This is a genomic window from Enterococcus sp. S86.2 (assembly GCF_059834485.2).
Genome location: NZ_CM206813.1, coordinates 1,562,613 through 1,586,004, shown reverse-complemented (window position 1 = coordinate 1,586,004; position 23,392 = coordinate 1,562,613). Strand labels below are relative to the sequence as shown.

Here is a 23,392-nt window from a genome sequence, read left to right as displayed (position 1 = left end):
TTGTAAGTGAGGAATAGAAGTGAAAAAAGTATGGATTACAATTGGTATTGTTTTGCTATTATTAGCAGGTGGCCTTGTTTTTGCTGGCAATTATTTTTATAACTATGCATTTGTACCATCAGAAAAAGATTTTTTAGCTGATGATAACGACGCCCAAGCTGCTGCAGATAACAAACCTACTGATACGGCTTTAACGTGGTTTAAAGGTAATACGAGAAAAAATTGGTATATAACTAGCGAAGATGGCTTAAAGTTGCGGGGTATTTATTTACCCGCCTCTAAAAAAAGCGATAAAACAGCCATTATAGCCCATGGTTACATGGGGGATGCAGAATCTATGTACCAATTTGCTGACATGTATCACAGGCTGGGCTATAACGTTTTAGTACCTGATGCAAGAGGACATGGTAAAAGCCAAGGAGATTATATTGGTTTTGGTTGGCCAGAACGCAAGGACTATGTCAAATGGATTCACGAGGTTTTGAGCCAAAATGGTTCTAAGGAAAATATTATTTTACATGGTGTCAGTATGGGGGCGGCAACCGTCATGATGACCTCCGGTGAAAAATTACCAACGAATGTCAAAGCTATTATAGAAGATTGTGGGTATTCTAGCATTCAAGCGGAGTTAATTTATCAATATCACCAACTGTTTGATTTGCCAACATTTCCAATTATTCCGGTCACCAATTTAGTGACGCGACTTCGCGCTGGTTTTTTCTTTACTGATGGCGACGTAACCAAACAATTGGCAAAAAATGAAACGCCGATGTTGTTTATCCACGGTTCTGCCGATAAATTCGTACCATTTACTATGTTGGATAAAGTTTACAATGCGACTAATGTGCCAAAAGAAAAATGGGTAGTAGATGGCGCAGCACATGCCCAAAGTTTTAATAAAGATCCAAAACGTTATGAAGAAAAAGTTAAGAGCTTTTTAAGTCGTTATGAATAAAATGGTTTAATTTTAAAATCATAGACAAATGAGCGTTAGGTCGTTACAATAATGAAGACTTAATTTATGGGAATAGAATGGAGGACAAAACATGTCCATGTTTTTAGATCAAGTAACAATTGATGTCAAAGCCGGCAAAGGCGGTGACGGTATGGTTGCTTTTCGTCGTGAAAAGTACGTGCCAGACGGAGGACCTGCCGGCGGTGATGGCGGTCATGGTGGTGATGTCATTTTAGTTGTTAATGAAGGGTTACGCACCTTGATGGATTTTCGCTTTAATCGGCATTTCAAAGCTACTCCTGGTGAAAATGGAATGAGTAAAGGAATGCATGGCCGAGGTGCAGAAGATACCTACGTCAAAGTTCCACCAGGTACAACAGTTCGTGATGCTGAAACAGGCGCGCTGTTAGGGGATTTGGTAACAGAAGGACAAACGCTAGTAGTCGCTCGTGGCGGACGTGGTGGACGTGGGAATACACGATTTGCATCACCGCGAAATCCAGCACCTGAGTTGGCGGAAAACGGTGAACCAGGACAAGAGCGCAAAATTGAACTAGAATTAAAAGTTTTAGCTGATGTGGGCTTAGTTGGTTTTCCTTCGGTGGGAAAATCGACATTACTTTCTGTAATTTCTTCAGCGCGACCTAAAATTGGTGCTTATCATTTTACTACGCTGGTACCAAATTTAGGGATGGTAACAACAACAGATGGACGCAGTTTTGCTGTGGCTGACTTACCTGGATTAATTGAAGGAGCTTCTCAAGGTGTAGGGCTAGGTACGCAATTTTTACGTCACATTGAAAGAACGCGCGTGATTTTACATGTGATTGACATGAGTGGTATGGAAGGCCGAGATCCTTATGAGGACTATTTAGCAATTAACAAAGAGTTAGAAAGTCATAACTTACGCTTGTTGGAACGTCCTCAAATTATTGTGGCAAATAAAATGGATATGCCAGAATCAGAGGAAAATTTAAAAGCATTCAAAGAAAAATTACAAGCACAAAAAACAGATGAGTTTGCAGCGGATATCCCGATTTTTCCAATTTCAGCTGTTTCCAAAAAAGGTTTGCAAGCATTATTAAACGCAACTGCAGATTTATTGGAAACAACACCAGAATTTCCATTGTACGATGAAGAAATTGAAGAAGATGTGGTGCATTATGGGTATCAATCCGATGAACCTGAGTTTGAAATTACGCGGGAACCAGATGCAACTTGGGTATTAAGCGGAGATAAAATTGAGAAGCTATTCCAAATGACCAATTTTGCTCATGATGAAACCGTTATGCGTTTTGCCCGCCAACTAAGAGGCTTGGGAGTTGATGAAGCATTACGGGCCCGTGGTGCAAAAGATGGAGATATTGTCCGCATTGGTAATTTTGAATTTGAGTTTGTTGAATAGAAAAGAATAAAAGAGCAATCCACTTTGAAGCATTCTAAGTAAACCCTTTGGTTAAAGGTTTAGAATAAGTCTTCATTTTGGATTGCTTTTCTTTTTTCTTTCCCCGCCTTAACTGGTACACTCAAACTAAGGAAATAGATTTTTTATAACAGCAAGTTGTAGTAAGGAGGATAAAAAATGAGTAAACGCGTTATTGTGATGAATTTTAAAGTTTCCTCAGAAAGTTACCAAGCTTTTTCAGAGGTAAAGCAATTGGTAATGAATCGAAAATTAAAAGGGGAGCAAATGGCTGTAGTAACGCATCAAGATGATGGTAGCCACCAATTTAAAATTGAGGACTTCATGGATTTTACTGGTAGTGATAATGCTTCTAAGGGCGGCTTTATTGGCATGTTGGTGGGGGTATTAATTAGTCCTTTGGCAATTTTATTAGGCTGGGTTGGCGGTAGTATGATTGGGGCAACGCGCGATGCAAAAGAAATCAACGAAGCGCAAGATATCTTCAAATTTTTACTAAATAAAATTGCTCCCGGTCAAACCGGCTTAATCGTCATCGCAGAAGAAGAAGATAATCGTCCCTTAAATAAGATTGTATTTGAACAATTACATGGTGAAATCACGCGTTTTGACTTTGAAGAAGTTCAAGCTGAAATTCAAAAAGCACAACAAGTGACAAAAGAAACCAAGGAAAAAGCCAAAGACAGTTGGGAAAAAAGCCATACCCAAGCAAACCCAACAGAAAAAGAATGAAACAAGCATAAAATTTGGCTTTGAAGCGTGTTATACTACTAAGGAACCTTTCGTAGTTAAAATTTTAGAAAGCCAGGTTGGATAATGGAATTAGAGTTTTTAGGAACCGGTGCGGGCGTGCCGGCAAAGCATCGCAATGTAACCAGTATTGCGTTAAAGTTATTAGATGAACGCAATGCTGTTTGGTTGTTTGATTGTGGGGAAGGAACGCAGATGCAGATACTGCGGACGAATATCCGCCCTCGTAAAATTGAAAAAATCTTTATTACTCATTTACACGGGGACCATATTTTTGGTTTACCGGGGTTAATTAGTAGCCGTTCTTTTCAAGGCGGAGATGAGCCTCTTGAAATATATGGACCAGCAGGAATTAAACAATTTGTTTTAAATGCGCTTAAAATTTCCCAAACGCGTTTAGCTTACAGTTTAAAGTTTATTGAAGTAAAACCAGGAGTCATCTTTTATGATGATCAATTTACTGTTACCTGTGACCTGTTAGATCATGGAATTGATAGCTATGGCTATCGCGTGGCAGAACATGACCATGATGGGCAATTACAGGTGGATAAATTAGTAGCGCTAGGTATAAAACCAGGGCCTATTTTTGGCAAATTAAAAAAAGGCGAGACGGTGACATTACCAGATGGGCGCACCGTCAGTGGCAAAGATTTTGTCGGAGCTGCTAAAACAGGCCGTACCGTGACAATTTTAGGAGATACACGAATTAGTGATGCCTCCATTGCTTTAGCGAAAACCTCAGATGTCTTAGTCCACGAAAGTACCTTTAATAAAAACGAGGCAAAAATGGCGCGGAATTACTATCACTCCACAACCCATCAAGCTGCCGAAGTTGCTAAAAGGGCCCAAGTTAAACGCCTAATACTAACGCATATTAGTGCGCGTTATTTAGCTCAAGATGCTCTTAATTTAGAAAAAGAAGCCCAGGAAATTTTTCCTAATACAAAAATTGCCAAAGATTTTGATATTGTTGATATTCCCTTTCAAAATGAAATAAAGGAATGATAATGATGAATTTACAAGATAAAGTAGTTTTAGTTACAGGCGGTTCAGGTGGTTTAGGTGAACAGCTTTGTTATGAGGCGGCTAGAAATGGTGCAATTGTGATTGTTTGTGCCCGTCGCATTAATTTAATTGGTAAAGTAAAAGAACGCTGTGAAAGTTTAAGTGGTAAAAGTGCTTATGCTTTTCAATTGGATGTCGCACAACCAGAAAGTGTTGAGGCGATGTTAGATAAGGTACAAAATGAAGTTGGTCGTGTAGATGTTTTGATTAACAATGCCGGCTTTGGTATTTTTGAGGACTTTACTTCCTTTGATATGACAAAAGCCTATCAAATGTTTGAAGTGAATGTTTTAGGGATGATGGTAGTAACGCAAAAAGTTGCTCTAATGATGTTAGAAGCTGGCATTTCGGGTAGTATTGTTAATATTGCTTCAATGGCAGGGAAAATGGCTACGCCTAAAACTGCTGTTTATTCGGCTACAAAATTTGCTGTATTGGGTTTTTCAAATGCTTTGCGCTTAGAATTAAAACCGGCGAACATTCACGTTATGACGGTTAACCCAGGACCTGTCGCAACGCATTTCTTTGAACAAGCCGATCCTAGCGGAAATTATTTAGAAAGTCTTGGTAATTTTGTCTTAGAACCAGATAAATTATCACAAGCTGTTATTAAAGGTATTAAAAAGCAAAAGAGAGAAATTAATCGGCCCCACCTTATGCAAGTGGCAAGTCAATTTTATACGTTATTTCCTCATGTTGGCGACTGGTTAGCCGGTGGAATGTTTAATCAAAAATAGTAAAAGGAGTTAACAACTCGCGGGAGTTGTTAACTCCTTTTTTTTGACTGTGACTATATGGAAATACAATAATTTTCAAATGAAGAAATCAGCTTGCGGCAAAATAATCCCTATCAGGTTTTACGAACAGATTTTACCGACCGGTTAAAAAAAATTTCAAGAAATTGAAAGGCAATTTATTAAAATCTCTTCTTGAAGTTTGAAGGCAAAAGGAGTTCAAAAGGCAATTTTTCGTGTTGTTTACAGGAGGAAGATGTTATTTTTTATTTAAAGAAAGTTGGTTTAAAGTACCGGAAAACTTTCCATCTATTCGTCTCTTTGCTATAATAATCTGGTTGGGAGTGATTTTTTGAGTAGCTCTATGTATAATTGGCAACTTCCAGAAAATAAGGAAGTGCCAAAAGAATTTGTTCAAATTTGCGAAAAATATAATTTAAATACAACTTTGGCAAAACTGCTTTGGCAACGTGAAATAAAAACAGAAAACCAGTTAACTGCCTTCTTACAACCACAAATTGATCAGTTACACGATCCCTTTGCGTTGTTTGAAATGGACAAGGTCGTTGAGCGCATTCAAACCGCAATTATGAATGGGGAACGAATTTTAGTTTATGGGGATTACGATGCTGATGGCATAACCAGTACGACAATTATGACAGAAGCACTAGAGCTTTTAGGAGCGGATGTTTCATTTTATTTGCCAAATCGCTTTAAAGACGGTTACGGACCTAATTTGGAAGTTTATCGAGAAAAAATTACAGCGGGAATTCAGTTAATTATCACGGTCGATAACGGCGTTTCAGGTCATGAGGCGATTAATTATGCTAATGGCCAAGGTGTGGATGTTATCGTAACGGATCATCACGAATTGCCAAAAGAATTACCAGCTGCATTTGGCATTATTCACCCCCGGCATCCTGCTGGTAGTTATCCTTTTGGTGAATTAGCCGGTGTTGGGGTGGCTTTTAAAGTTGCGTGTGCGTTACTAGAAGAAGTACCCGCAGAGTTTCTTGACTTAGTAGCTATTGGAACTGTTGCTGATATGGTTTCATTGACTGATGAAAACCGGGTTTTAGTAACTTATGGTTTAAAAGCTTTGCGGCAGACGCAAAGATTGGGTTTGCAAGCATTGTTAAAAATTAGTGGGGTAGAAGAAAGTAAACTAGACGAACAAAGTATCGGGTTTGCTTTGGCCCCGCGTTTAAATGCCATTGGTCGCCTGTCTGATCCTAATGAAGCTGTCGACTTGTTAAAGACTTTTGATGAACAAAAAGCAATCTCTCTTGCAAAGGATTTAGATGAAATTAATCAAAAGCGTAAAAGCTTAGTTGAAGAAATCACCAAAGAGGCACTTGCGTTAATCAATAGCCAAGATGCAATTCACATTGTCGCGCATTCTGGTTGGCATGAAGGGGTATTAGGGATTGTAGCCGGCAGAATCTTAAAAGAAACCGGTAAGCCGGCAATTGTTTTGACGATAAAAGAAGATGGTATCGCAAAAGGTTCTGGTCGTAGTATTGCATCATTGAATATGTTTGCAATGTTAGATGAAATGCGGGAACTATTCACAAGCTTTGGTGGTCATCATGCTGCTGTGGGTGTTAGTGTTCCTGTTGCAGCCCTTGATCAATTCAAAGAAAATGTTGCTGCTTATGCTGCTGGACATAAAGAACAGCTGGTCGGTAACACGCTAGCTATTGACGGTATTTTGAATATAGCAGATGCCACAATTCCTTTAATCAAAGAGTTGAAACAACTGGCGCCTTTTGGCATGGACAATCCGCAACCTTATTTTATGTTGCAGCATATCTTTGCTCGTGATTTAAAAACGATTGGTGCTGATAATAATCATTTGAAATTTAATGCAACTGACGGTGAAAATACGCAATTAACTACGATTGGCTTTGGTTTTGGTAATCAATTAACTTCAATTGAAAACAACGAACTTTTAATTGTAGGGCAACTACAATTGAATGAATGGAATGGCCGACAATCACCACAGTTGCAATTGATAGATTTTGCAGCTGTAGGCTTACAGCTAGTGGATTTACGTGCCAAAAAGAAGCGACAAAATCTTCAATTTGATGCGAACACACTGTTTGTTTGTTTTGGTAATAAAGTTCCTACAGATATAAAAACTCAAATTCTAACACAGGTGCATCATTTTAAAGACTTAACACATTTAAAACTGGTGGTACAAGAGGAAAATTATTCCAGTATTGCATTTTTGGACTGTCCGATGGATGCCCTCGTTTTAAAAGAAATTTTGTCGCTGACGGATTTTCATCAGTTGTATTTAGTCTTAAACGCCGATGATGATGCGTATTTAGATGGTTTGGGGACAAGGGAACAGTATGGTCGACTCTTTAAACTAATTGCACAACAAGATACGCTAGATGTCCGATATAAACTTCCTAGCATTGCGCAATTTTTAAAAATACCAGAAAAATTATTAATTTTTATGATTCAGGTGTTTTTTGATTTAGAATTTGTTACAATAAGCGATGGTCTTTTACACAAGACAGAAGTTGATGGCAAAAAAGATCTTACTACCAGTGCAGTTTATAAACGTAGACAACAAAAAATCAAAACAGAAGAATTTTTATTGCTAAGTGATATGGCAACTTTAAAAACTTGGTTTGAAAACTAGGAGGAAAAAACATGGATTTAAAAGATTATATTGCAAGTATTCCCGATTACCCTTCAGAAGGTATTGTTTTTCGCGATATTTCACCTTTAATGGCTGATGGTCTGGCTTATCGGGAAGCAACAAAACAAATCGTAGACTATGCAAAAGAAAAAAGAATTGATATGGTAGTTGGACCAGAAGCACGTGGGTTTATTGTGGGCTGTCCAGTTGCTTATGAATTAGGTGTTGGGTTTGCTCCGGTTCGTAAAAAAGGTAAATTACCTCGCAAAACAATTGAAGTAACCTATGACTTAGAATATGGGACAGATACACTGACACTTCATGAAGATGCTATTAAACCTGGCCAACGCGTTTTAATTTGTGATGACTTATTGGCAACCGGGGGAACGATTAAAGCAACGACAGAATTGGTTGAAGAATTAGGTGGCGTAGTTGTGGGCTGTGCTTTTCTAATTGAACTAATGGACTTACACGGTCGAGACAAAATTAAAGACTACGATATGATTACATTGATGGAATATTAAGCACCTCTTACCTTGCAATAAAGATTGCAAGGTTTTTTTTATCTTTTTAAGATTTTTTACAATAAAAAGCATTGATTTAGCTGCTTTAGCGCCATCTAGCATCGCACTAACTCTGCAAGAAATAAGTTAAAATTTTAAGAAATTTGTGATGCAATATATTGAAGTTCGGCCTTATTGTAGGTGTGTGAAGAGTTTGAAAAACTTTTCTTAGCTGTGGTTATTGTTTATTTGAAAGGAAATAATTATTGCTCATACTAGTGTGAGTTTAGAATGAAAAATCTGGTTATCACTATTTATAAAATAGCAGCTTTTCAATGTGGGTAAATTATTTTTATATTTTTTTTGCGTTTTGTGAATCATTTCCTTTGTGAGATGAAAAGGAATTGTTGTAAAAATGTTATTTTGAAAGGAGAAAAAATGTAATTTAAAATTGGCAGAGTTTTTTTTAAGAAAAAAAGACGGATTTTGAGATACTTGCCACAAGCAGAGAAATTTCTTCCAAGTTTGTGATTGGCTATACTACATAAGAAAGGGGAATGAAGATGGATTATGAAGTATTGCTTTACTATAAATACACAACAATTGAGGAACCGGAAGTATTTGCACAAGAACATCTGGCCTTTTGTAAAAAATTAGGATTAAAAGGACGGATTTTAGTTGCAAAAGAAGGTATTAACGGCACTGTCTCAGGATTAAAAAAAGCAACTGCGGCATATAAAAAAGCATTGAAAAATGATCCTCGCTTTAAAAATATTACGTTTAAAAGTGATGAAGCAACGGAACACGCCTTCAAAAAGATGTTTGTCCGTCCGCGGCGAGAAATTGTGTCATTGCAATTATCCGATGATTTTAGTCCCAATGAAGTTACAGGCGCATATTTGTCGCCAAAAGAATTTAAAGAAGCTTTGTTGGCTGAAGATACCGTTGTGATTGACGCTCGCAATGATTATGAATATGATTTGGGCCATTTTCGGGGTGCTGTGCGACCAGAAATTCGTAATTTTCGCGAATTACCTCAGTGGATCAAAGAACATAAAGAAGAGTTTATGGAAAAACGGGTAGTCACCTATTGTACCGGTGGGATTCGCTGTGAAAAATTCTCAGGCTGGTTAGTAAAAGAAGGATTTAAAGATGTCGGACAATTAGATGGTGGGATTGCAACTTATGGCAAAGATCCAGAAGTTAAAGGAGAATTATGGGATGGTAAAATGTATGTTTTTGATGAACGGATTAGTGTAGAAATCAATCACGTTGATAAAAAGATTGTTGGCCGTGATTGGTTTGACGGAACTCCTTGTGAGCGTTACATTAATTGCAGCAATCCGGAATGTAATCGCCGTATTCTGGCTTCGGTTGAAAATGAGACGAAATATTTAGGTGCTTGCAGTCAAGCTTGTCGAAACCACCCTCAAAATCGTTATCGTCAAAATACTTAAGCCAAGTAATAACAAAAAAACAATATGAAGTAAAAGGTTGAATCTAGATTCAACCTTTTTATAATTTCTCAATTTAGCTTGTCATAGAGTTAAAAAAATAGACGGTAATTTTAAAAGAGTTGGTTAAAAACCCGCCATTTTTCCACGAAGGAATTTACTTGTGGTAAGATAGACGAGAAAATGAAACGATTACTAAAAAAGTAATGTTAATTGAGAGGAATTAAACCATGCAACAAATGAAAAAACCAAAGGACGCGGCAATATCAGCCTATATCCACATTCCCTTTTGTGAACATATCTGTTATTATTGCGATTTTAATAAGGTCTTTTTAGAAGGGCAGCCTGTCGATGAGTACATCGCTTGTCTTTTAAAAGAAATGAAACTTACGCTAGAAAAAAATCCCATAAAAAAAAGTCCAACTTTATACGTTGGAGGTGGAACACCAACTTCACTTTCAGCTGGCCAACTAGATACCCTTTTAAGGGGAATTAATGATCTTTTCCCAATGGAGACTGTTACTGAATTTACCGTGGAAGCAAATCCTGGTGATTTGACTTTAGACAAATTACAAGTGATGAAAGATCACAGTGTGAACCGTCTTTCTATGGGCGTGCAAACATTTGACGATGTTTTGCTAAAAAAGATTGGACGTAAACATACGGCTAAAGACGTCTATGACACGATGGACTTCTTAGAAAAAGCAGATTTTCAAAATGTTTCGATTGATTTGATTTATGCGCTTCCGGGTCAAACATTAGCAAGTTTTCGCGATACCTTAAAACGGGCAATTGAATTAGATTTACCCCATTACTCGTTGTATTCCTTGATTTTAGAAAACAAGACGATGTTTATGAACTGGGTGAGACAAGGGCGCTTGGAGATGCCGGATCAAGAAATTGAAGGTCAGATGTTTGAAGAAACGATGTTAGCTATGCATGATACCGGAAAATTTCAGTATGAAATTAGTAATTTTGCTAAGCCAGGATTTGAATCCCAACATAATTTAGTTTATTGGAATAATGAACACTACTTTGGTTTTGGCGCTGGAGCAAGTGGCTATCTAGGAAAAACGCGTTATAAAAATTTTGGTCCAATTCAACACTATTTAAAACCATTGAAAAACGATCAACTTCCTATTTATGAAACAGAAGAGTTAAGTCGCAATAACCAAATGGAAGAAGAAATGTTTTTGGGATTACGTAAAAAAGCTGGTATTTCTAAAGCTCATTTTGCAGAAAAATTTGGGCAAGAGCTGACGGCTGTTTACGGAAATGTTTTGGCAGATTTGGTAAGCAAACAATGGTTGCTTGAAACAAAGGACAATGTCAGGCTCACTGAAAAAGGGTTATTGATTGGAAATGAAATTTTTGAGAAGTTTTTATTAGATTGATTTTCTAAATTGATGTAAGCCTTGATATGATTGAAAAAAACGATTAGCACTCTATATCAAAGAGTGCTAATTTTTTGTTGCTTAATTCTTGACATTAAACTTTCTTGTGGTATATTAATATGTGTTAGCACTTAGATAGACGGAGTGCTAAATACGAGGTGATGAATATGTTGACAAAAAGACAACAAGATATTCTGCGTCTCATTATCCAACATTATACGAAGACCGGCTTGCCGGTGGGTTCTAAGTCTTTAATGGCAGCAGGAATTAATGCTAGTTCAGCAACGATCCGCAATGATATGAAAGCTTTAGAAGAAGCAGGTCTCTTACAAAAGACGCATTCTTCTTCTGGTCGTATTCCTTCGATGGTGGGTTACCGTTATTACGTTGACCATCTTTTAAAGCCTACTCGTGTAGCAAAAACGGATATGCAAGTAATCAAGCGGTCTTTTGGAAAAGAATTTCATGAGATTAACGATATTATTCAACAATCTGCTGAAATTTTATCCAATTTAACCAGCTATACTGCCTTGTCCTTGGGTCCGGATATGAAGGATAGACGTCTGACCGGTTTTCGAATTGTCCCGTTAAATAGTCGTCAAGTGATTGCGATTATCGTAACGGATCAAGGCAATGTTGAAAGTCAAGTCTTTGCCTTGCCGCAAAGTGTCAGCGGAGCTGACTTGGAAAAGATGGTACGGATCATCAACGACAAATTAGTGGGTGAGCCGTTACTAACGGTTTACCAACGTCTGCGTACTGAGATTCCGATGATCTTGCATAAATACTTTCAAACAACAGAAGGTATTTTAGATTTATTTGATTTAATGTTGGGTCAAGTTTTTGAAGAAAAGGTCTTTGTCGGCGGTCGCATGAATATGATTGATTTTGAACCTGCTACTGATGTGGATCAGTTCAAATCAATTTACCGCTTTATGAAAGACCCTGAAGAGTTGATGCAGCTTTTAATTCCACCAACAGATAACATTGATATTCGTATTGGTGATGAGTTGGGCAATGACTTATTTCATAATATGAGCTTAATTCAAGCCAGTTATGATATTTCTGGTCATGGTAAAGGTGTGATTGCATTATTAGGTCCTGCAAGTATGCAGTATTCTAAAATGTTTGGTTTACTTGATGTGTTTTCCAGAGAACTAGCCGAGAAATTGGCGGAGTATTATCGTTCGCTCGACGCAACAAGTTAAAAAAAGAAATTTGCGTAGAAAGGTGGCAAGTTCAGTGTCAGAAAAAGATCAAGAATTAAAAGATCAAGAGGTAGCGGAAGCTACTGAACAAAAAGATTTGGAACAAGAATCTGTCACAGATGAATTAACTGAACTGACAGCAAAAATTGATGAAATGGACGACCAATTATTACGGGCAAAAGCAGAAATTGCGAATATTACCAATCGTAACCGTAATGAAAGAGAACTTTTACAACGTTATCGTTCACAAGACTTAGCAAAAAAACTATTACCGGCTATTGACAATTTGGAGCGAGCAATGGCAACAGATGTCTCGGATGAACAAGGCATTAATTTGAAAAAAGGTGTTGAAATGACCTTAGCTAGTTTGCAACAAGCTTTAAAAGAAGAAGGAATTGAAGAGATTGCTGCTGAAGGCGAAGCTTTTGATCCCAACTTCCATCAAGGTGTGCAAACTGTTGAAGCAAGTGATGATGCACCTGCCAATACAATTGTGCAGGTACTACAAAAAGGCTACAAGTTACACGATCGCGTCTTACGACCAAGTATGGTTATTGTAGCCCAATAAATTTTAAAAAAATTACGAGTAACTATTAAAGGAGCGTTTTATTATGAGTAAAATTATTGGTATTGACTTAGGTACAACAAACTCTGCAGTCGCAGTCCTAGAAGGCGGCGAAGCAAAAATTATTGCAAACCCAGAAGGTAACCGAACAACTCCTTCTGTTGTATCATTTAAAAATGGCGAAATTCAAGTTGGGGAAGTAGCAAAACGTCAAGCTGTAACCAACCCAAATACTGTTTCTTCTATTAAACGCCACATGGGCGAAGCAGGCTACAAAGTTGAAGTAGAAGGAAAATCTTATACACCACAAGAAATTTCAGCAATGGTATTACAATACATTAAAGGCTTTGCAGAAGACTACTTAGGTGAAAAAGTAGAAAAAGCTGTTATTACAGTTCCTGCATACTTTAACGATGCACAACGTCAAGCAACTAAAGACGCTGGTAAAATTGCCGGTCTTGAAGTAGAACGGATTGTCAATGAACCAACCGCCGCTGCTTTAGCATATGGCTTGGATAAAACAGATCGTGATGAAAAAATCTTAGTCTTTGACCTTGGTGGTGGTACTTTTGACGTATCAATCTTGGAATTAGGCGATGGTGTCTTTGACGTATTATCAACTGCTGGGGATAACCATTTAGGTGGGGATGACTTTGACAATAAAATCATCGATCACATGGTAGCAGAATTCAAAAAAGACAACGGCATCGATCTTTCAAATGACAAAATGGCAATGCAACGTTTGAAAGATGCTGCAGAAAAAGCCAAAAAAGACTTATCTGGTGTGACAAGTACACAAATCAGCTTACCATTTATCACTGCAGGAGACGCTGGTCCTTTGCACTTAGAAATGACATTAACACGAGCAAAATTTGATGAATTGACAGCTGACTTAGTTGAACGGACTAAAGTACCAGTTCGCCAAGCGCTAAAAGATGCTGGTTTATCACAATCAGAAGTAGACGAAGTAATTTTAGTAGGTGGTTCAACTCGTATTCCTGCGGTTGTTGAAGCAGTTCGCAAAGAAACTGGTAAAGAACCAAACAAATCTGTTAACCCAGATGAAGTTGTAGCAATGGGTGCTGCTATTCAAGGTGGTGTTATTACAGGTGATGTTAAAGATGTTGTCTTACTAGATGTAACCCCATTATCATTAGGTATTGAAACAATGGGTGGAGTCTTTACAAAATTAATTGACCGCAATACAACCATTCCAACGAGCAAATCACAAGTATTCTCAACTGCCGCAGATAACCAACCTGCTGTTGATATTCATGTGTTGCAAGGTGAACGTCCAATGGCTGCAGACAACAAAACATTAGGTCGTTTCCAATTGACAGATATTCCAGCTGCACCTCGTGGTATTCCTCAAATCGAAGTAACATTTGATATTGATAAAAACGGGATTGTAAATGTATCTGCTAAAGACTTAGGTACACAAAAAGAACAAAAAATTACGATTAAATCTTCATCAGGTTTATCAGACGACGAAATCGAACGCATGGTAAAAGATGCAGAAGCAAATGCGGAAGCTGATAAAGCACGTAAAGAAGAAGTTGACTTGCGCAATGATGTAGATGCTTTATTATTCTCTGTTGATAAAACATTAAAAGAATTAGAAGGTAAAGTTGACGCAGATGAAGTGAAAAAAGCAGAAGATGCGCGGGATGAATTAAAAGCTGCTGTTGAAGCTAATAATTTAGAAGATATGAAAGCAAAACGCGATGCGTTAAACGAAATCGTCCAAAATTTAACAGTTAAATTATACGAACAAGCAGCACAACAACAAGCTGATGCTGACCCAACACAAGCACAAGGTGGCGCTGATGACGTTGTCGATGCTGATTTTGAAGAAGTTGACGGCGACGATAAATAATTTTGTAAAAGTGAAATAGTTCGCTGTGTAGGATTAGAAAAAAGCCAAGGCCTAGCTTTGGCTTTTTCTATGAGATAGTTCAGCTTCCTAACAAAATGTGTTAAAATACCCAAGTGAGACTAAATGTATGTGGAGGGAAAGCCTATGGCAGACAAACGTGATTATTACGAAGTCCTCGGGCTACAAAAGGGAGCTTCCGATGACGAAATCAAAAAAGCATATCGCAAGCTTTCCAAAAAGTATCATCCTGATATTAATAAAGAACCTGATGCAGAAGACAAATTCAAAGAAATTTCGGAAGCTTATGAAATTTTAAGCGATCCGCAAAAACGGGCGGCATATGATCAATATGGTCATGCTGGTACTGATCCGAATTACGGCGGAGGCTATGGTGGCTTTGGCGGCGGTAATTATGGTGGATTCAGCGGTGGCGGTAGTTTTGGCGGTTTTGAAGATATTTTTGAATCCTTCTTTGGTGGTGGCGGCGGTCGTTCTGCTGATCCCAATGCACCAAGACAAGGTGCTGACTTACAGTATGCGGTTAATTTAAAGTTTGAAGAAGCCATTTTTGGGGTGGAAAAAACGGTTAAATACAATCGTGAAGAAGTCTGTCATACTTGTGGCGGAAATGGTGCTAAACCAGGTACACAACCCGTGACGTGTTCAAAATGTCATGGTTCTGGTACGATTAATGTTGAACGCCAAACGCCTCTAGGACGGATGATGAGTCGTCAGACTTGTGATGTATGTCATGGAACAGGTAAAGAAATCAAAGATCCATGTCCAACTTGTCATGGATCAGGTCATGAAAAGAAAGCTCATGAAGTAAAAGTGACTGTCCCTGCCGGAGTGGAAGATGGGCAACAAATGCGTCTACAAAACCAAGGAGAAGCTGGTGAAAACGGTGGACCTTACGGTGATTTATATGTTGTCTTTCGCGTAGAAGAAAGTGACATTTTTGATCGTGATGGGGCTGAAATTTATTATGAATTACCACTTAATTTTGTTCAAGCTGCATTAGGGGATGAAATTAATGTGCCGACAGTTCATGGTGAAGTGAAATTAAAAGTTCCAGCTGGAACACAAACCGGAACGAATTTCCGTTTACGTGGTAAAGGTGCGCCAAAATTGCGGGGAAGCGGAAATGGTGATCAACACGTAAAAGTGAAATTGATTACACCTAAAAATCTAAGCGAAGAGCAAAGACAAGCATTGCGTCAATTTGCTGAAGTTAGTGGAACAAAATTGACTGAACAACAGTCAGAAGGCTTCTTTGATAAAATGAAAGATGCCTTTGGCGGTAAGAAAAAATAAGATAAAAGAGTTCATCAGAGAAATCTGATGAACTCTTTTTCTTTTGAAATTGGAAGAAAGTTAATTTTAGACAACCGTTTATTTTATAAATAGTAACGAAAATTATATCCATATCCTAATTTTCTTAAAAAATATTTGTTAAAAAGTGACTTATGTTTTTTGCCGCTTTATCTAATTTTGTGAAATTAAATAATTTCGTGAAGCTTTTCTTATTTTGAGTTATAGTTAGAATAGTCAGATAAAAGGAGTGGTAGAATGCGCGTTTTTGCTAGCCCCCAAGTTTATATCCAAGGATTTGCGGCTTTTCAAACAGAACTTTTATGCTTGCAACGATTAGGTAAAAAAGCCTTAATTGTGACTGATGCATTTGTGATGCAGATGGTAGGAGAGCAGTTGGTTGAGAATTTAAACAGAGTAGAAATTGAAAGTGCCGCTGTTTTAGTAGATCACAGCAGTCAAGCAACTTTCTTTGCAAAGACTAAAGAGATGATTCAAACTGATAATTATCAATTTATCATTGCTTTAGGGGGTGGGAAGGCAATGGATTTAGGGAAAATGGTTGCAAATAACAATCACTTACCTGTTGCCGTCTTACCTACATCGGCAGCGACGGATGCTGCTACGTCGCGAATTTCTGTTATTTATGATGATGCAGGAAATTTTGTACGCTATAATTTTTATGCTAAAAATCCTGAAATCGTTCTAGTGGATACTAAAATTATCTTTGCGGCACCTCAAGAAATGCTAGTGGCAGGTTTTGCCGATGGTATTGCAACTTATATTGAGGCGCGAAGTGTTTGGGAGGATCAGGGCGTAAATATTGCTGGTGCCAAACCGACCCTAGCAGCGTTAAGTTTAGCTAAAACGTGTCACGACGTTTTAATCCGTGATATTAAAAGTGCACTACGAGCACAAAAGGATGGCATCATAAATGCTGCTTTTGAAAATGTCGTAGAGTCCAATATTTTATTAAGTGGTTTGGGGTTTGAAAATGGCGGCTTGAGTTTGGCCCATAGTTTTCATAACGTGATAATGGGAGATTGCCAATTGAGCGTAAGAGGCAGTCATGGTCAAATTGTTGCAGTAGGACTACTTTTACAGTTGTTAATTGAAAAAAGGAGAACAGAGTATGAGGATTACCGTCAATTATTTACGAGTTTGAAACTGCCGACTACCTTACCAGAACTTAATTTGAATTTATCTCAAACCATGATTAGGGATCTTGCTAAGAAAATTTTATTAACGAAGCAAGCTGGAAATCACCTTGGTAAACAAGTAGATGAAGCAAAAATCAGCACGGCTTTAACTGAGTTAGCATAGAAAGAAGAGCTTAAAATGAAGATTTTAGTAACCGGATTTGATCCTTTTGACAAAGAAAAAATCAACCCCGCCTTAGAGGCGGTGAAACGTCTGCCAGAAGAAATTGCGGGAGCAAAAATTATTAAGTTGGAAATTCCAACAGTATTTGGACAAGCTGGTATAGTAGTTGAAAATGCCATTGAATTAAACAAACCTGATGTCGTAGTTAATATTGGTCAGGCGGGAGGACGCTTTGCGATTACACCTGAGAAGGTAGCGATTAATCTGGCTGATGCGCGAATTGCCGATAATGCCGGAAATCAGCCGCTTGACGAGACGATAGTTACGGATGGGCAAACCGCGTATTTTACCCAATTACCGATAAAGGCCATGGTAGCGGCAATTAATGCTAAAGGACTTCCAGCGGCAATTTCTTATACGGCGGGTAGTTTTGTTTGCAACTATATTATGTATTATGTGCAATACTTAATTGATAAAAAATATCCAAATTTAAAAGGTGGGTTTATCCACGTACCTTTCATTTTCGAACAGGTTGTTACAAAACCACAACAGCCCGCAATGAGTATAAATGACATTGTAATTGGTCTAACAGCAGCAATTGCCGCAATAGCTACTTCTGGGCAAGAAGATATCAAAACTGTTGGTGGAACGAAACATTAATGTGATTTGCTGAAAAAATAAAATTACACTTACATTTGTTTAAAATTAAGAAAAGTTGGAGGGATATTTCGGCTTTGAGACATAAAAGTAAAATTTATTAAAATTTTTTTCGTTTGTATAAATTTTTGCCTGTGGGTGAGGATTGATTCGTGGAGCCTGACAGGGATAATCTTTGACCGCATGATTTATTCACATAAAAAAGCAATCCTCTGTTAAGAAAACTTAGCAGAGGATTGCTTTTTTTTAATGTAATTAGACGTTTAAGACCTTATCTAAGAAGTCTTTGGTCCGCGGATTAGTAGGATTATTGAAGACTTCATCTGGAGTGCCGTCTTCTAAAAATTTGCCACCATCGCAAAATAAAACACGATTGGCAACTTCTTTTGCAAATCCCATCTCATGGGTAACGATGACCATTGTCATCCCTTGTTTGGCTAGTTTTTTCATGACATTTAAAACGTCACCAACCATTTCGGGATCTAGTGCTGAAGTTGGTTCGTCAAACAACATAATATCTGGGTTCATCGCCAGTGCACGCGCAATAGCGACACGTTGCTTTTGACCGCCAGACAAACTACCAGGCAGGGCGTCTTTTTTATCAGCTAAGCCAACTGTTTCCAATAAACTAACTGCCTTTTTTTCGGCATCTGATTTTGACATCCGACCAAGGTCGGTGGGTGCTAAAGTAATATTTTGCATCACGGATAGATGAGGAAACAAATTGAAATGTTGGAATACCATCCCGATATGCTGACGAACCTTGTTGATGTTCGTTTCTTTAGCCATTAAGTGGGTACCATCAATTTCGATATCGCCACTGGTAGGTTCTTCTAGTCGGTTTAAGCAACGCAAAAATGTACTTTTACCTGAACCAGATGGGCCGATTACACACACAACTTCGCCTTCGTTAATTGTGATACTCATATCATTTAAGACGGTATTGTCACCATATTTTTTAACTAAGTTGGTTACTTTAATTTTTTCTGCCATCTTATTTCACCTTCTTTTCTAAAACTTTCGCCAGACGAGTTAAGGCAGTAATTACGATTAAATACATAACACCGATAATTAGGTAAACGTAAGTACTTTGCATATTACGGGCTACGATGATTTTACCAGTCTGAAGCAATTCAACAACCCCAATAACAGAAATAATGGTGGTGTCTTTTAGCGAGATAACAAATTGGTTAACAAATGATGGAATCATGATTTTAATAGCTTGGGGCAGTATAATTTTGCGCATGGTATGGGTATAGCCTAACCCTAAACTACGAGAAGCTTCCATTTGTCCCACAGGAACTGCATTAATACCACCACGGACAATTTCAGCGATATAGGCACTAGCATTCAGGGTTAATGTGATAACCCCAGCCGTATAGTCGGGAATGGTAAAGCCAATTGCATCTGATAAACCAAAGAAGATAAAGAAGGCGAGTACCATCATTGGAATCCCACGAATAATATCGACATAAATTGAAGCAAAAATACGTAAACCTTTGATTGGCGCAACGCTAAACAAACCAAAGATAACACCAATTGCAAGTGCTAATACAAAAGAGATTAAAGCCAGTGAGATTGTTTTCCATAATCCTTCTAGTAAAACTTTCCAGTTGTTTTTCAACAAACCGCCAATGGTTGACTCATCAACCGTAGATTTTTTTTGTTCGTTGCCATCAGCAATGTATTTATTTAAGATCTTGTCATATTCACCGGTCTGTTTCATTTCTTTTAAGGCTTCGTTAAACATTTCCAAAAGTTCCGGAGATTGTCCTTTTTTAACAGCAAAGCCATATGAACCGCCGCTTTCACGTTTGATTGGGGTAGCTAGTTCTTGTCCTTGGCTAATAGCATAGCCAATTACGGGATAGTCATCCATAATAGCGTCAATTTGCCCCCCGCGAACGGAATCATAAAGTCCGTCAGCTGTATCATATTGTTTGATCGTGTAGCCATATTTATCTTTATTTTTTTGGAGGAAATCAGCACTTTCAGTTCCTATTTTCGCGCCAACTTTTTTTCCTTTTAAATCAGCATAACTCTTGATTTCGTCATTGCCTTTTTTTATGGCTAATTGAATTCCCGATTCAAAATAAGGCTCAGAAAAATCAAAACTTTGTTTGCGTTCATCGGTGATCGTCATCCCAGCAATCATAGCATCGGCTTGATTACCTTGAACTGCTTGGACAGCACCGGCAAAACCAATATGATTCCATTTTAATTTAAAACCTTGCATCTGGGCTGCTTTATTTAATAAGTCAACGTCAATACCTTCGTACTTATTATCTGTATTTTGAAATTCAAAAGGTGCAAAAGCAGTATCGCTGGCAATGACATATTCTGCTTTTTTGGGTTCGATTTTTTTCATCGGAGTAGCAGCAGTATCTTCACTTTTAGCAACATATTTTGCCACGATTTTATCATAGTCGCCACTAGATTTTAAGTCTTTTAAGCCAGCGTTGAATTTTTTTAGTAATTCTGCATTTTTGCCTTTTTTGACAGCAAAGCCATATGAATTGCCTTTTTCTTTGTCACCGACTAATTGTAAAGGTTGTCCTTTTCTAACCGCGTAACCTAAAACAGGTTCATCATCGAAAATTGCCTGTACTGTATTGTTATTCAATGAACCGTAAAGAGCGTCAGCGGCATCATATAATTTGATACTATAGTCGTATTTTTCTTTATTTTCTTCCAAGAAAGTTGCAGATTCTGTTCCAACTTTGGCACCAACAGTTTTCCCTTTTAAGTCGGTGTAGTTTTTAATTTTGGTATCGCCTTTTGCAACGGCCATTTGAATACCGCTATCGTAATAAGGATCTGAAAAGTCAAAAGATTTTTTACGTTCGTCGGTGATACTCATCCCAGCGATCATACCGTCCAATTGATTTGACTGGACACCTTGAATCGAGCTGTCAAAGCCCAAGGGTTTTAATTCGATTTTAAAGTCCTGGTCTTTTGCAATTGCCTTTAGTAAATCAATATCGATACCGACATATTCATTTTGCTCGTTTTGAAATTCAAAGGGGGCAAAAGTGATATCAGTTCCGATTTTGTATGTTTCTTCTGCAGCGGCAGCGGGTTTATTGACGGCTAAAGTTAAAAAGCCTGCCAAAAAAGATAAACATAAGATCAGCTTTCTTTTCATAGTTAATTCCTCCTATAAATAAATGTTAAAAGGCTTCTGTCTGCCTTTAGAAATGGCAGGCAGATTAAGCCTTCTTAACTGCAGATAAAAAGTGGATATAAAAATTCACATATGAAATATTATATGCAGTAATCTGTTGCTTAACAATGTTTTTTGTGAATTATGAGAAAAAAAGTCTTAAAAAAGTTACAACTCATGTTATAAAAAGTAACATTAAGAAAAGGTTCAGACGTAGCAGAAAACTAGCGAAAATATGTTCGGTATGTTAAAATATTTCGTGGACAAAATGCGTATCTATTTTCTTTTATATAGGAAAAGAATACAATTTTTGTAGAGATAAAATATTTTAAGGAGGAAGATGTGAATGATTGATCGAGTGACCTCCAATCAATTCCAGTTGGTTTCAAAATACGAACCAGCCGGTGACCAACCAGAAGCTATTAGCCAATTAGTAGCAGGGGTTAACGAGGGAAAAAAAGCGCAAATTTTACTAGGCGCTACCGGTACTGGTAAGACGTATACAATTTCAAATGTTATTAAAGAGGTTAATAAACCGACTTTAATTATTGCCCACAACAAAACATTGGCAGGCCAATTGTATGGTGAGTTCAAAGAATTCTTCCCTGATAATGCGGTTGAATATTTTGTTAGTTACTATGATTATTATCAACCCGAAGCTTATGTTCCATCTTCTGACACCTATATTGAAAAAGATTCCAGTATTAATGATGAAATTGATAAATTACGCCATTCTGCAACCAGCGCTCTTTTGGAACGCAATGATGTTGTGGTGGTTGCCTCAGTTTCTTGTATTTTTGGTTTAGGTTCACCTATGGAATATCAAAAACAAGTTGTTTCGTTGCGGGTAGGAATGGAAATCAGCCGTGATCAACTTTTACGAGACTTAGTAGAAATTCAATTTGAACGTAACGATATTGATTTTCAACGGGGACGTTTTCGTGTCCGAGGAGATGTAGTGGAAATTTTCCCTGCTTCAAGAGATGAGCGCGCATTACGAATCGAATTTTTTGGTGATGAAATCGATCGCATTCGAGAAGTCGATGCCCTGACTGGTGAAATAATGGCCGAGACAGAACATGTTTCAATTTTTCCAGCTACTCACTTTGTAACCAATGAAGATCATCTAGAGTCGGCAATTGCTTCTATTCAAAATGAATTGGATTTGCGCTTGAAAGTTTTAAGAGAAAATAATCAATTACTTGAAGCACAACGACTAGAGCAGAGAACCAATTACGATATCGAAATGTTACGGGAAATGGGCTATACTTCTGGGATTGAAAATTATTCTCGTCATTTAGACGGCCGTAAAGAAGGAGAGCCACCTTATACGTTAATTGACTTCTTTCCCGATGACTTTCTAATTGTCATCGATGAATCCCACGTCACCATGCCCCAAGTTCGCGGTATGTATAATGGAGACAGAGCCAGAAAACAAATGTTAGTAGATTATGGTTTTCGCTTACCTTCGGCCTTAGACAACCGTCCGCTGCGACTAGAGGAATTTGAAGAGCACGTCAATCAAATTATTTATGTTTCAGCTACACCTGGTCCATACGAAGCAGAGCAAACGAACACTGTGGTGCAACAAATTATTCGGCCAACTGGTCTATTAGATCCGTTGATTGAAGTCCGGCCAATTATGGGACAGATTGATGATTTAGTGGGAGAAATTAATGAACGAGCGGCAAAAGATGAACGGGTATTTGTCACAACGTTAACGAAGAAGATGTCAGAAGATTTAACGGACTATTTTAAAGAATTAGGGATTAAAGTTAAGTACCTTCACAGTGATATTAAGACATTGGAGCGAACTGAGATTATTCGCGATCTACGTTTAGGTAAATTTGATGTATTAGTAGGAATTAATCTTCTAAGAGAGGGCTTGGATGTGCCTGAAGTATCTCTTGTTGCAATTTTGGATGCTGATAAAGAAGGTTTCTTAAGAAGTGAACGTTCATTAGTTCAAACAATTGGTCGTGCTGCCCGTAACTCAGAAGGTAAAGTTATTATGTATGCCGACAAGATTACCGATTCGATGCAAAAAGCGATGGATGAAACCTCCCGCCGTCGTAGTATTCAAGAAAAATATAATGAAGATCACGGAATCGTGCCAAAAACTATCATTAAAGAAATTCGTGATTTGATTGCCATCACCAAAGCTAGTGATGACACAGGTGAAGAAGTTACGTTGGCAAACTATGATGAATTAACTAAAGAAGAAAAAGATATCTTGTTAATTAAGTTGGAAAAAGAAATGAAAGAAGCTGCCAAAGCATTAGATTTTGAAACAGCAGCCACTTTGCGCGATACAATTTTAGAATTAAAAGCTACGGAATAAATTGAGATTAACAGCAT

The 23,392-nt window shown here is 37.8% G+C and carries 18 protein-coding genes; 16 read left to right on the top strand and 2 right to left on the bottom strand.

The window, feature by feature from the left end:
• Nucleotides 1-19 precede the first annotated feature (19 nt).
• From AC6R0T_RS07410 to pcp, 15 genes are all read left to right on the top strand, one after another.
• Nucleotides 20-955: an alpha/beta hydrolase gene (locus tag AC6R0T_RS07410; RefSeq protein ID WP_303753965.1), complete on the top strand. Its 936-nt coding sequence runs from the start codon at nucleotides 20-22 to the stop codon at nucleotides 953-955.
• A 91-nt stretch (nucleotides 956-1,046) separates the two neighbouring features.
• Complete coding sequence (gene obgE / locus AC6R0T_RS07405) at nucleotides 1,047-2,360, top strand: GTPase ObgE (protein WP_230710744.1); 1,314 nt, start codon at nucleotides 1,047-1,049, stop codon at nucleotides 2,358-2,360.
• A gap of 177 nt (nucleotides 2,361-2,537) precedes the next feature.
• Entirely contained in the window at nucleotides 2,538-3,110 is a 573-nt protein-coding gene (locus AC6R0T_RS07400) for a DUF1269 domain-containing protein (protein ID WP_206902713.1), read from the top strand.
• Between the two features lie 84 nt (nucleotides 3,111-3,194).
• The gene (rnz, locus tag AC6R0T_RS07395; protein ID WP_303753966.1) at nucleotides 3,195-4,133 is read left to right on the top strand and encodes a ribonuclease Z; all 939 of its coding nucleotides are present in this window, start codon (nucleotides 3,195-3,197) and stop codon (nucleotides 4,131-4,133) included.
• Nucleotides 4,134-4,138: 5 nt separating this feature from the next.
• Nucleotides 4,139-4,930, top strand: a complete 792-nt coding sequence (locus AC6R0T_RS07390) for an SDR family NAD(P)-dependent oxidoreductase (protein WP_303753967.1) — start codon at nucleotides 4,139-4,141, stop codon at nucleotides 4,928-4,930.
• 349 nt (nucleotides 4,931-5,279) lie between these two features.
• The gene (recJ, locus tag AC6R0T_RS07385; RefSeq protein WP_303753968.1) at nucleotides 5,280-7,580 is read left to right on the top strand and encodes a single-stranded-DNA-specific exonuclease RecJ; all 2,301 of its coding nucleotides are present in this window, start codon (nucleotides 5,280-5,282) and stop codon (nucleotides 7,578-7,580) included.
• 11 nt (nucleotides 7,581-7,591) lie between these two features.
• Entirely contained in the window at nucleotides 7,592-8,104 is a 513-nt protein-coding gene (locus tag AC6R0T_RS07380) for an adenine phosphoribosyltransferase (RefSeq protein WP_206902717.1), read from the top strand.
• Nucleotides 8,105-8,646: 542 nt separating this feature from the next.
• The gene (trhO, locus tag AC6R0T_RS07375; protein WP_303753969.1) at nucleotides 8,647-9,540 is read left to right on the top strand and encodes an oxygen-dependent tRNA uridine(34) hydroxylase TrhO; all 894 of its coding nucleotides are present in this window, start codon (nucleotides 8,647-8,649) and stop codon (nucleotides 9,538-9,540) included.
• Nucleotides 9,541-9,767: 227 nt separating this feature from the next.
• Nucleotides 9,768-10,931, top strand: a complete 1,164-nt coding sequence (gene hemW, locus AC6R0T_RS07370; RefSeq protein WP_282462498.1) for a radical SAM family heme chaperone HemW — start codon at nucleotides 9,768-9,770, stop codon at nucleotides 10,929-10,931.
• A gap of 167 nt (nucleotides 10,932-11,098) precedes the next feature.
• Nucleotides 11,099-12,139, top strand: a complete 1,041-nt coding sequence (hrcA, locus tag AC6R0T_RS07365) for a heat-inducible transcriptional repressor HrcA (protein WP_206902720.1) — start codon at nucleotides 11,099-11,101, stop codon at nucleotides 12,137-12,139.
• Between the two features lie 34 nt (nucleotides 12,140-12,173).
• The gene (gene grpE / locus AC6R0T_RS07360; protein WP_206902721.1) at nucleotides 12,174-12,707 is read left to right on the top strand and encodes a nucleotide exchange factor GrpE; all 534 of its coding nucleotides are present in this window, start codon (nucleotides 12,174-12,176) and stop codon (nucleotides 12,705-12,707) included.
• Between the two features lie 43 nt (nucleotides 12,708-12,750).
• A complete protein-coding gene (gene dnaK, locus AC6R0T_RS07355) occupies nucleotides 12,751-14,580 on the top strand; it encodes a molecular chaperone DnaK (protein ID WP_230710760.1) in 1,830 nt (609 codons plus the stop codon).
• A 144-nt stretch (nucleotides 14,581-14,724) separates the two neighbouring features.
• Nucleotides 14,725-15,894 carry a molecular chaperone DnaJ gene (gene dnaJ, locus AC6R0T_RS07350; protein WP_206902723.1) on the top strand — a complete coding sequence of 390 codons (1,170 nt, stop codon included), beginning with the start codon at nucleotides 14,725-14,727 and terminating at the stop codon, nucleotides 15,892-15,894.
• A gap of 255 nt (nucleotides 15,895-16,149) precedes the next feature.
• Complete coding sequence (locus tag AC6R0T_RS07345) at nucleotides 16,150-17,214, top strand: iron-containing alcohol dehydrogenase (protein ID WP_282462500.1); 1,065 nt, start codon at nucleotides 16,150-16,152, stop codon at nucleotides 17,212-17,214.
• Nucleotides 17,215-17,229: 15 nt separating this feature from the next.
• Nucleotides 17,230-17,874: a pyroglutamyl-peptidase I gene (gene pcp, locus AC6R0T_RS07340; protein WP_282462501.1), complete on the top strand. Its 645-nt coding sequence runs from the start codon at nucleotides 17,230-17,232 to the stop codon at nucleotides 17,872-17,874.
• Between the two features lie 252 nt (nucleotides 17,875-18,126).
• Here the strand turns inward: pcp and AC6R0T_RS07335 are convergent, their stop codons facing one another.
• Both AC6R0T_RS07335 and AC6R0T_RS07330 read right to left on the bottom strand, forming a co-directional pair.
• Nucleotides 18,127-18,864 (bottom strand): amino acid ABC transporter ATP-binding protein, encoded by a 738-nt coding sequence (locus AC6R0T_RS07335; RefSeq protein ID WP_206902726.1) that lies wholly within the window; start codon nucleotides 18,862-18,864, stop codon nucleotides 18,127-18,129.
• A gap of 1 nt (nucleotide 18,865) precedes the next feature.
• Nucleotides 18,866-21,016: an amino acid ABC transporter substrate-binding protein/permease gene (locus tag AC6R0T_RS07330; protein WP_206902727.1), complete on the bottom strand. Its 2,151-nt coding sequence runs from the start codon at nucleotides 21,014-21,016 to the stop codon at nucleotides 18,866-18,868.
• Between the two features lie 364 nt (nucleotides 21,017-21,380).
• On the opposite strand from AC6R0T_RS07330, the gene uvrB reads away from it, so the two are divergent.
• On the top strand, nucleotides 21,381-23,375 hold the full coding sequence (gene uvrB, locus AC6R0T_RS07325) for an excinuclease ABC subunit UvrB (RefSeq protein ID WP_206902728.1): 1,995 nt from the start codon (nucleotides 21,381-21,383) through the stop codon (nucleotides 23,373-23,375).
• The last annotated feature ends 17 nt before the right edge of the window (nucleotides 23,376-23,392 follow it).

What these genes read in the sequence shown, in the direction of transcription:
- rnz (WP_303753966.1), top strand. Translation starts at nt 3,195, where the DNA reads ATGGAATTAGAGTTTTTAGGAACCGGTGCGGGCGTGCCGGCAAAGCAT.
- trhO (WP_303753969.1), top strand. Translation starts at nt 8,647, where the DNA reads ATGGATTATGAAGTATTGCTTTACTATAAATACACAACAATTGAGGAA.
- AC6R0T_RS07390 (WP_303753967.1), top strand. Translation starts at nt 4,139, where the DNA reads ATGAATTTACAAGATAAAGTAGTTTTAGTTACAGGCGGTTCAGGTGGT.
- obgE (WP_230710744.1), top strand. Translation starts at nt 1,047, where the DNA reads ATGTCCATGTTTTTAGATCAAGTAACAATTGATGTCAAAGCCGGCAAA.
- hrcA (WP_206902720.1), top strand. Translation starts at nt 11,099, where the DNA reads ATGTTGACAAAAAGACAACAAGATATTCTGCGTCTCATTATCCAACAT.
- dnaJ (WP_206902723.1), top strand. Translation starts at nt 14,725, where the DNA reads ATGGCAGACAAACGTGATTATTACGAAGTCCTCGGGCTACAAAAGGGA.
- pcp (WP_282462501.1), top strand. Translation starts at nt 17,230, where the DNA reads ATGAAGATTTTAGTAACCGGATTTGATCCTTTTGACAAAGAAAAAATC.
- uvrB (WP_206902728.1), top strand. Translation starts at nt 21,381, where the DNA reads ATGATTGATCGAGTGACCTCCAATCAATTCCAGTTGGTTTCAAAATAC.
- AC6R0T_RS07400 (WP_206902713.1), top strand. Translation starts at nt 2,538, where the DNA reads ATGAGTAAACGCGTTATTGTGATGAATTTTAAAGTTTCCTCAGAAAGT.
- dnaK (WP_230710760.1), top strand. Translation starts at nt 12,751, where the DNA reads ATGAGTAAAATTATTGGTATTGACTTAGGTACAACAAACTCTGCAGTC.
- AC6R0T_RS07345 (WP_282462500.1), top strand. Translation starts at nt 16,150, where the DNA reads ATGCGCGTTTTTGCTAGCCCCCAAGTTTATATCCAAGGATTTGCGGCT.
- hemW (WP_282462498.1), top strand. Translation starts at nt 9,768, where the DNA reads ATGCAACAAATGAAAAAACCAAAGGACGCGGCAATATCAGCCTATATC.
- AC6R0T_RS07335 (WP_206902726.1), bottom strand. Translation starts at nt 18,864, where the DNA reads ATGGCAGAAAAAATTAAAGTAACCAACTTAGTTAAAAAATATGGTGAC.
- AC6R0T_RS07330 (WP_206902727.1), bottom strand. Translation starts at nt 21,016, where the DNA reads ATGAAAAGAAAGCTGATCTTATGTTTATCTTTTTTGGCAGGCTTTTTA.
- AC6R0T_RS07380 (WP_206902717.1), top strand. Translation starts at nt 7,592, where the DNA reads ATGGATTTAAAAGATTATATTGCAAGTATTCCCGATTACCCTTCAGAA.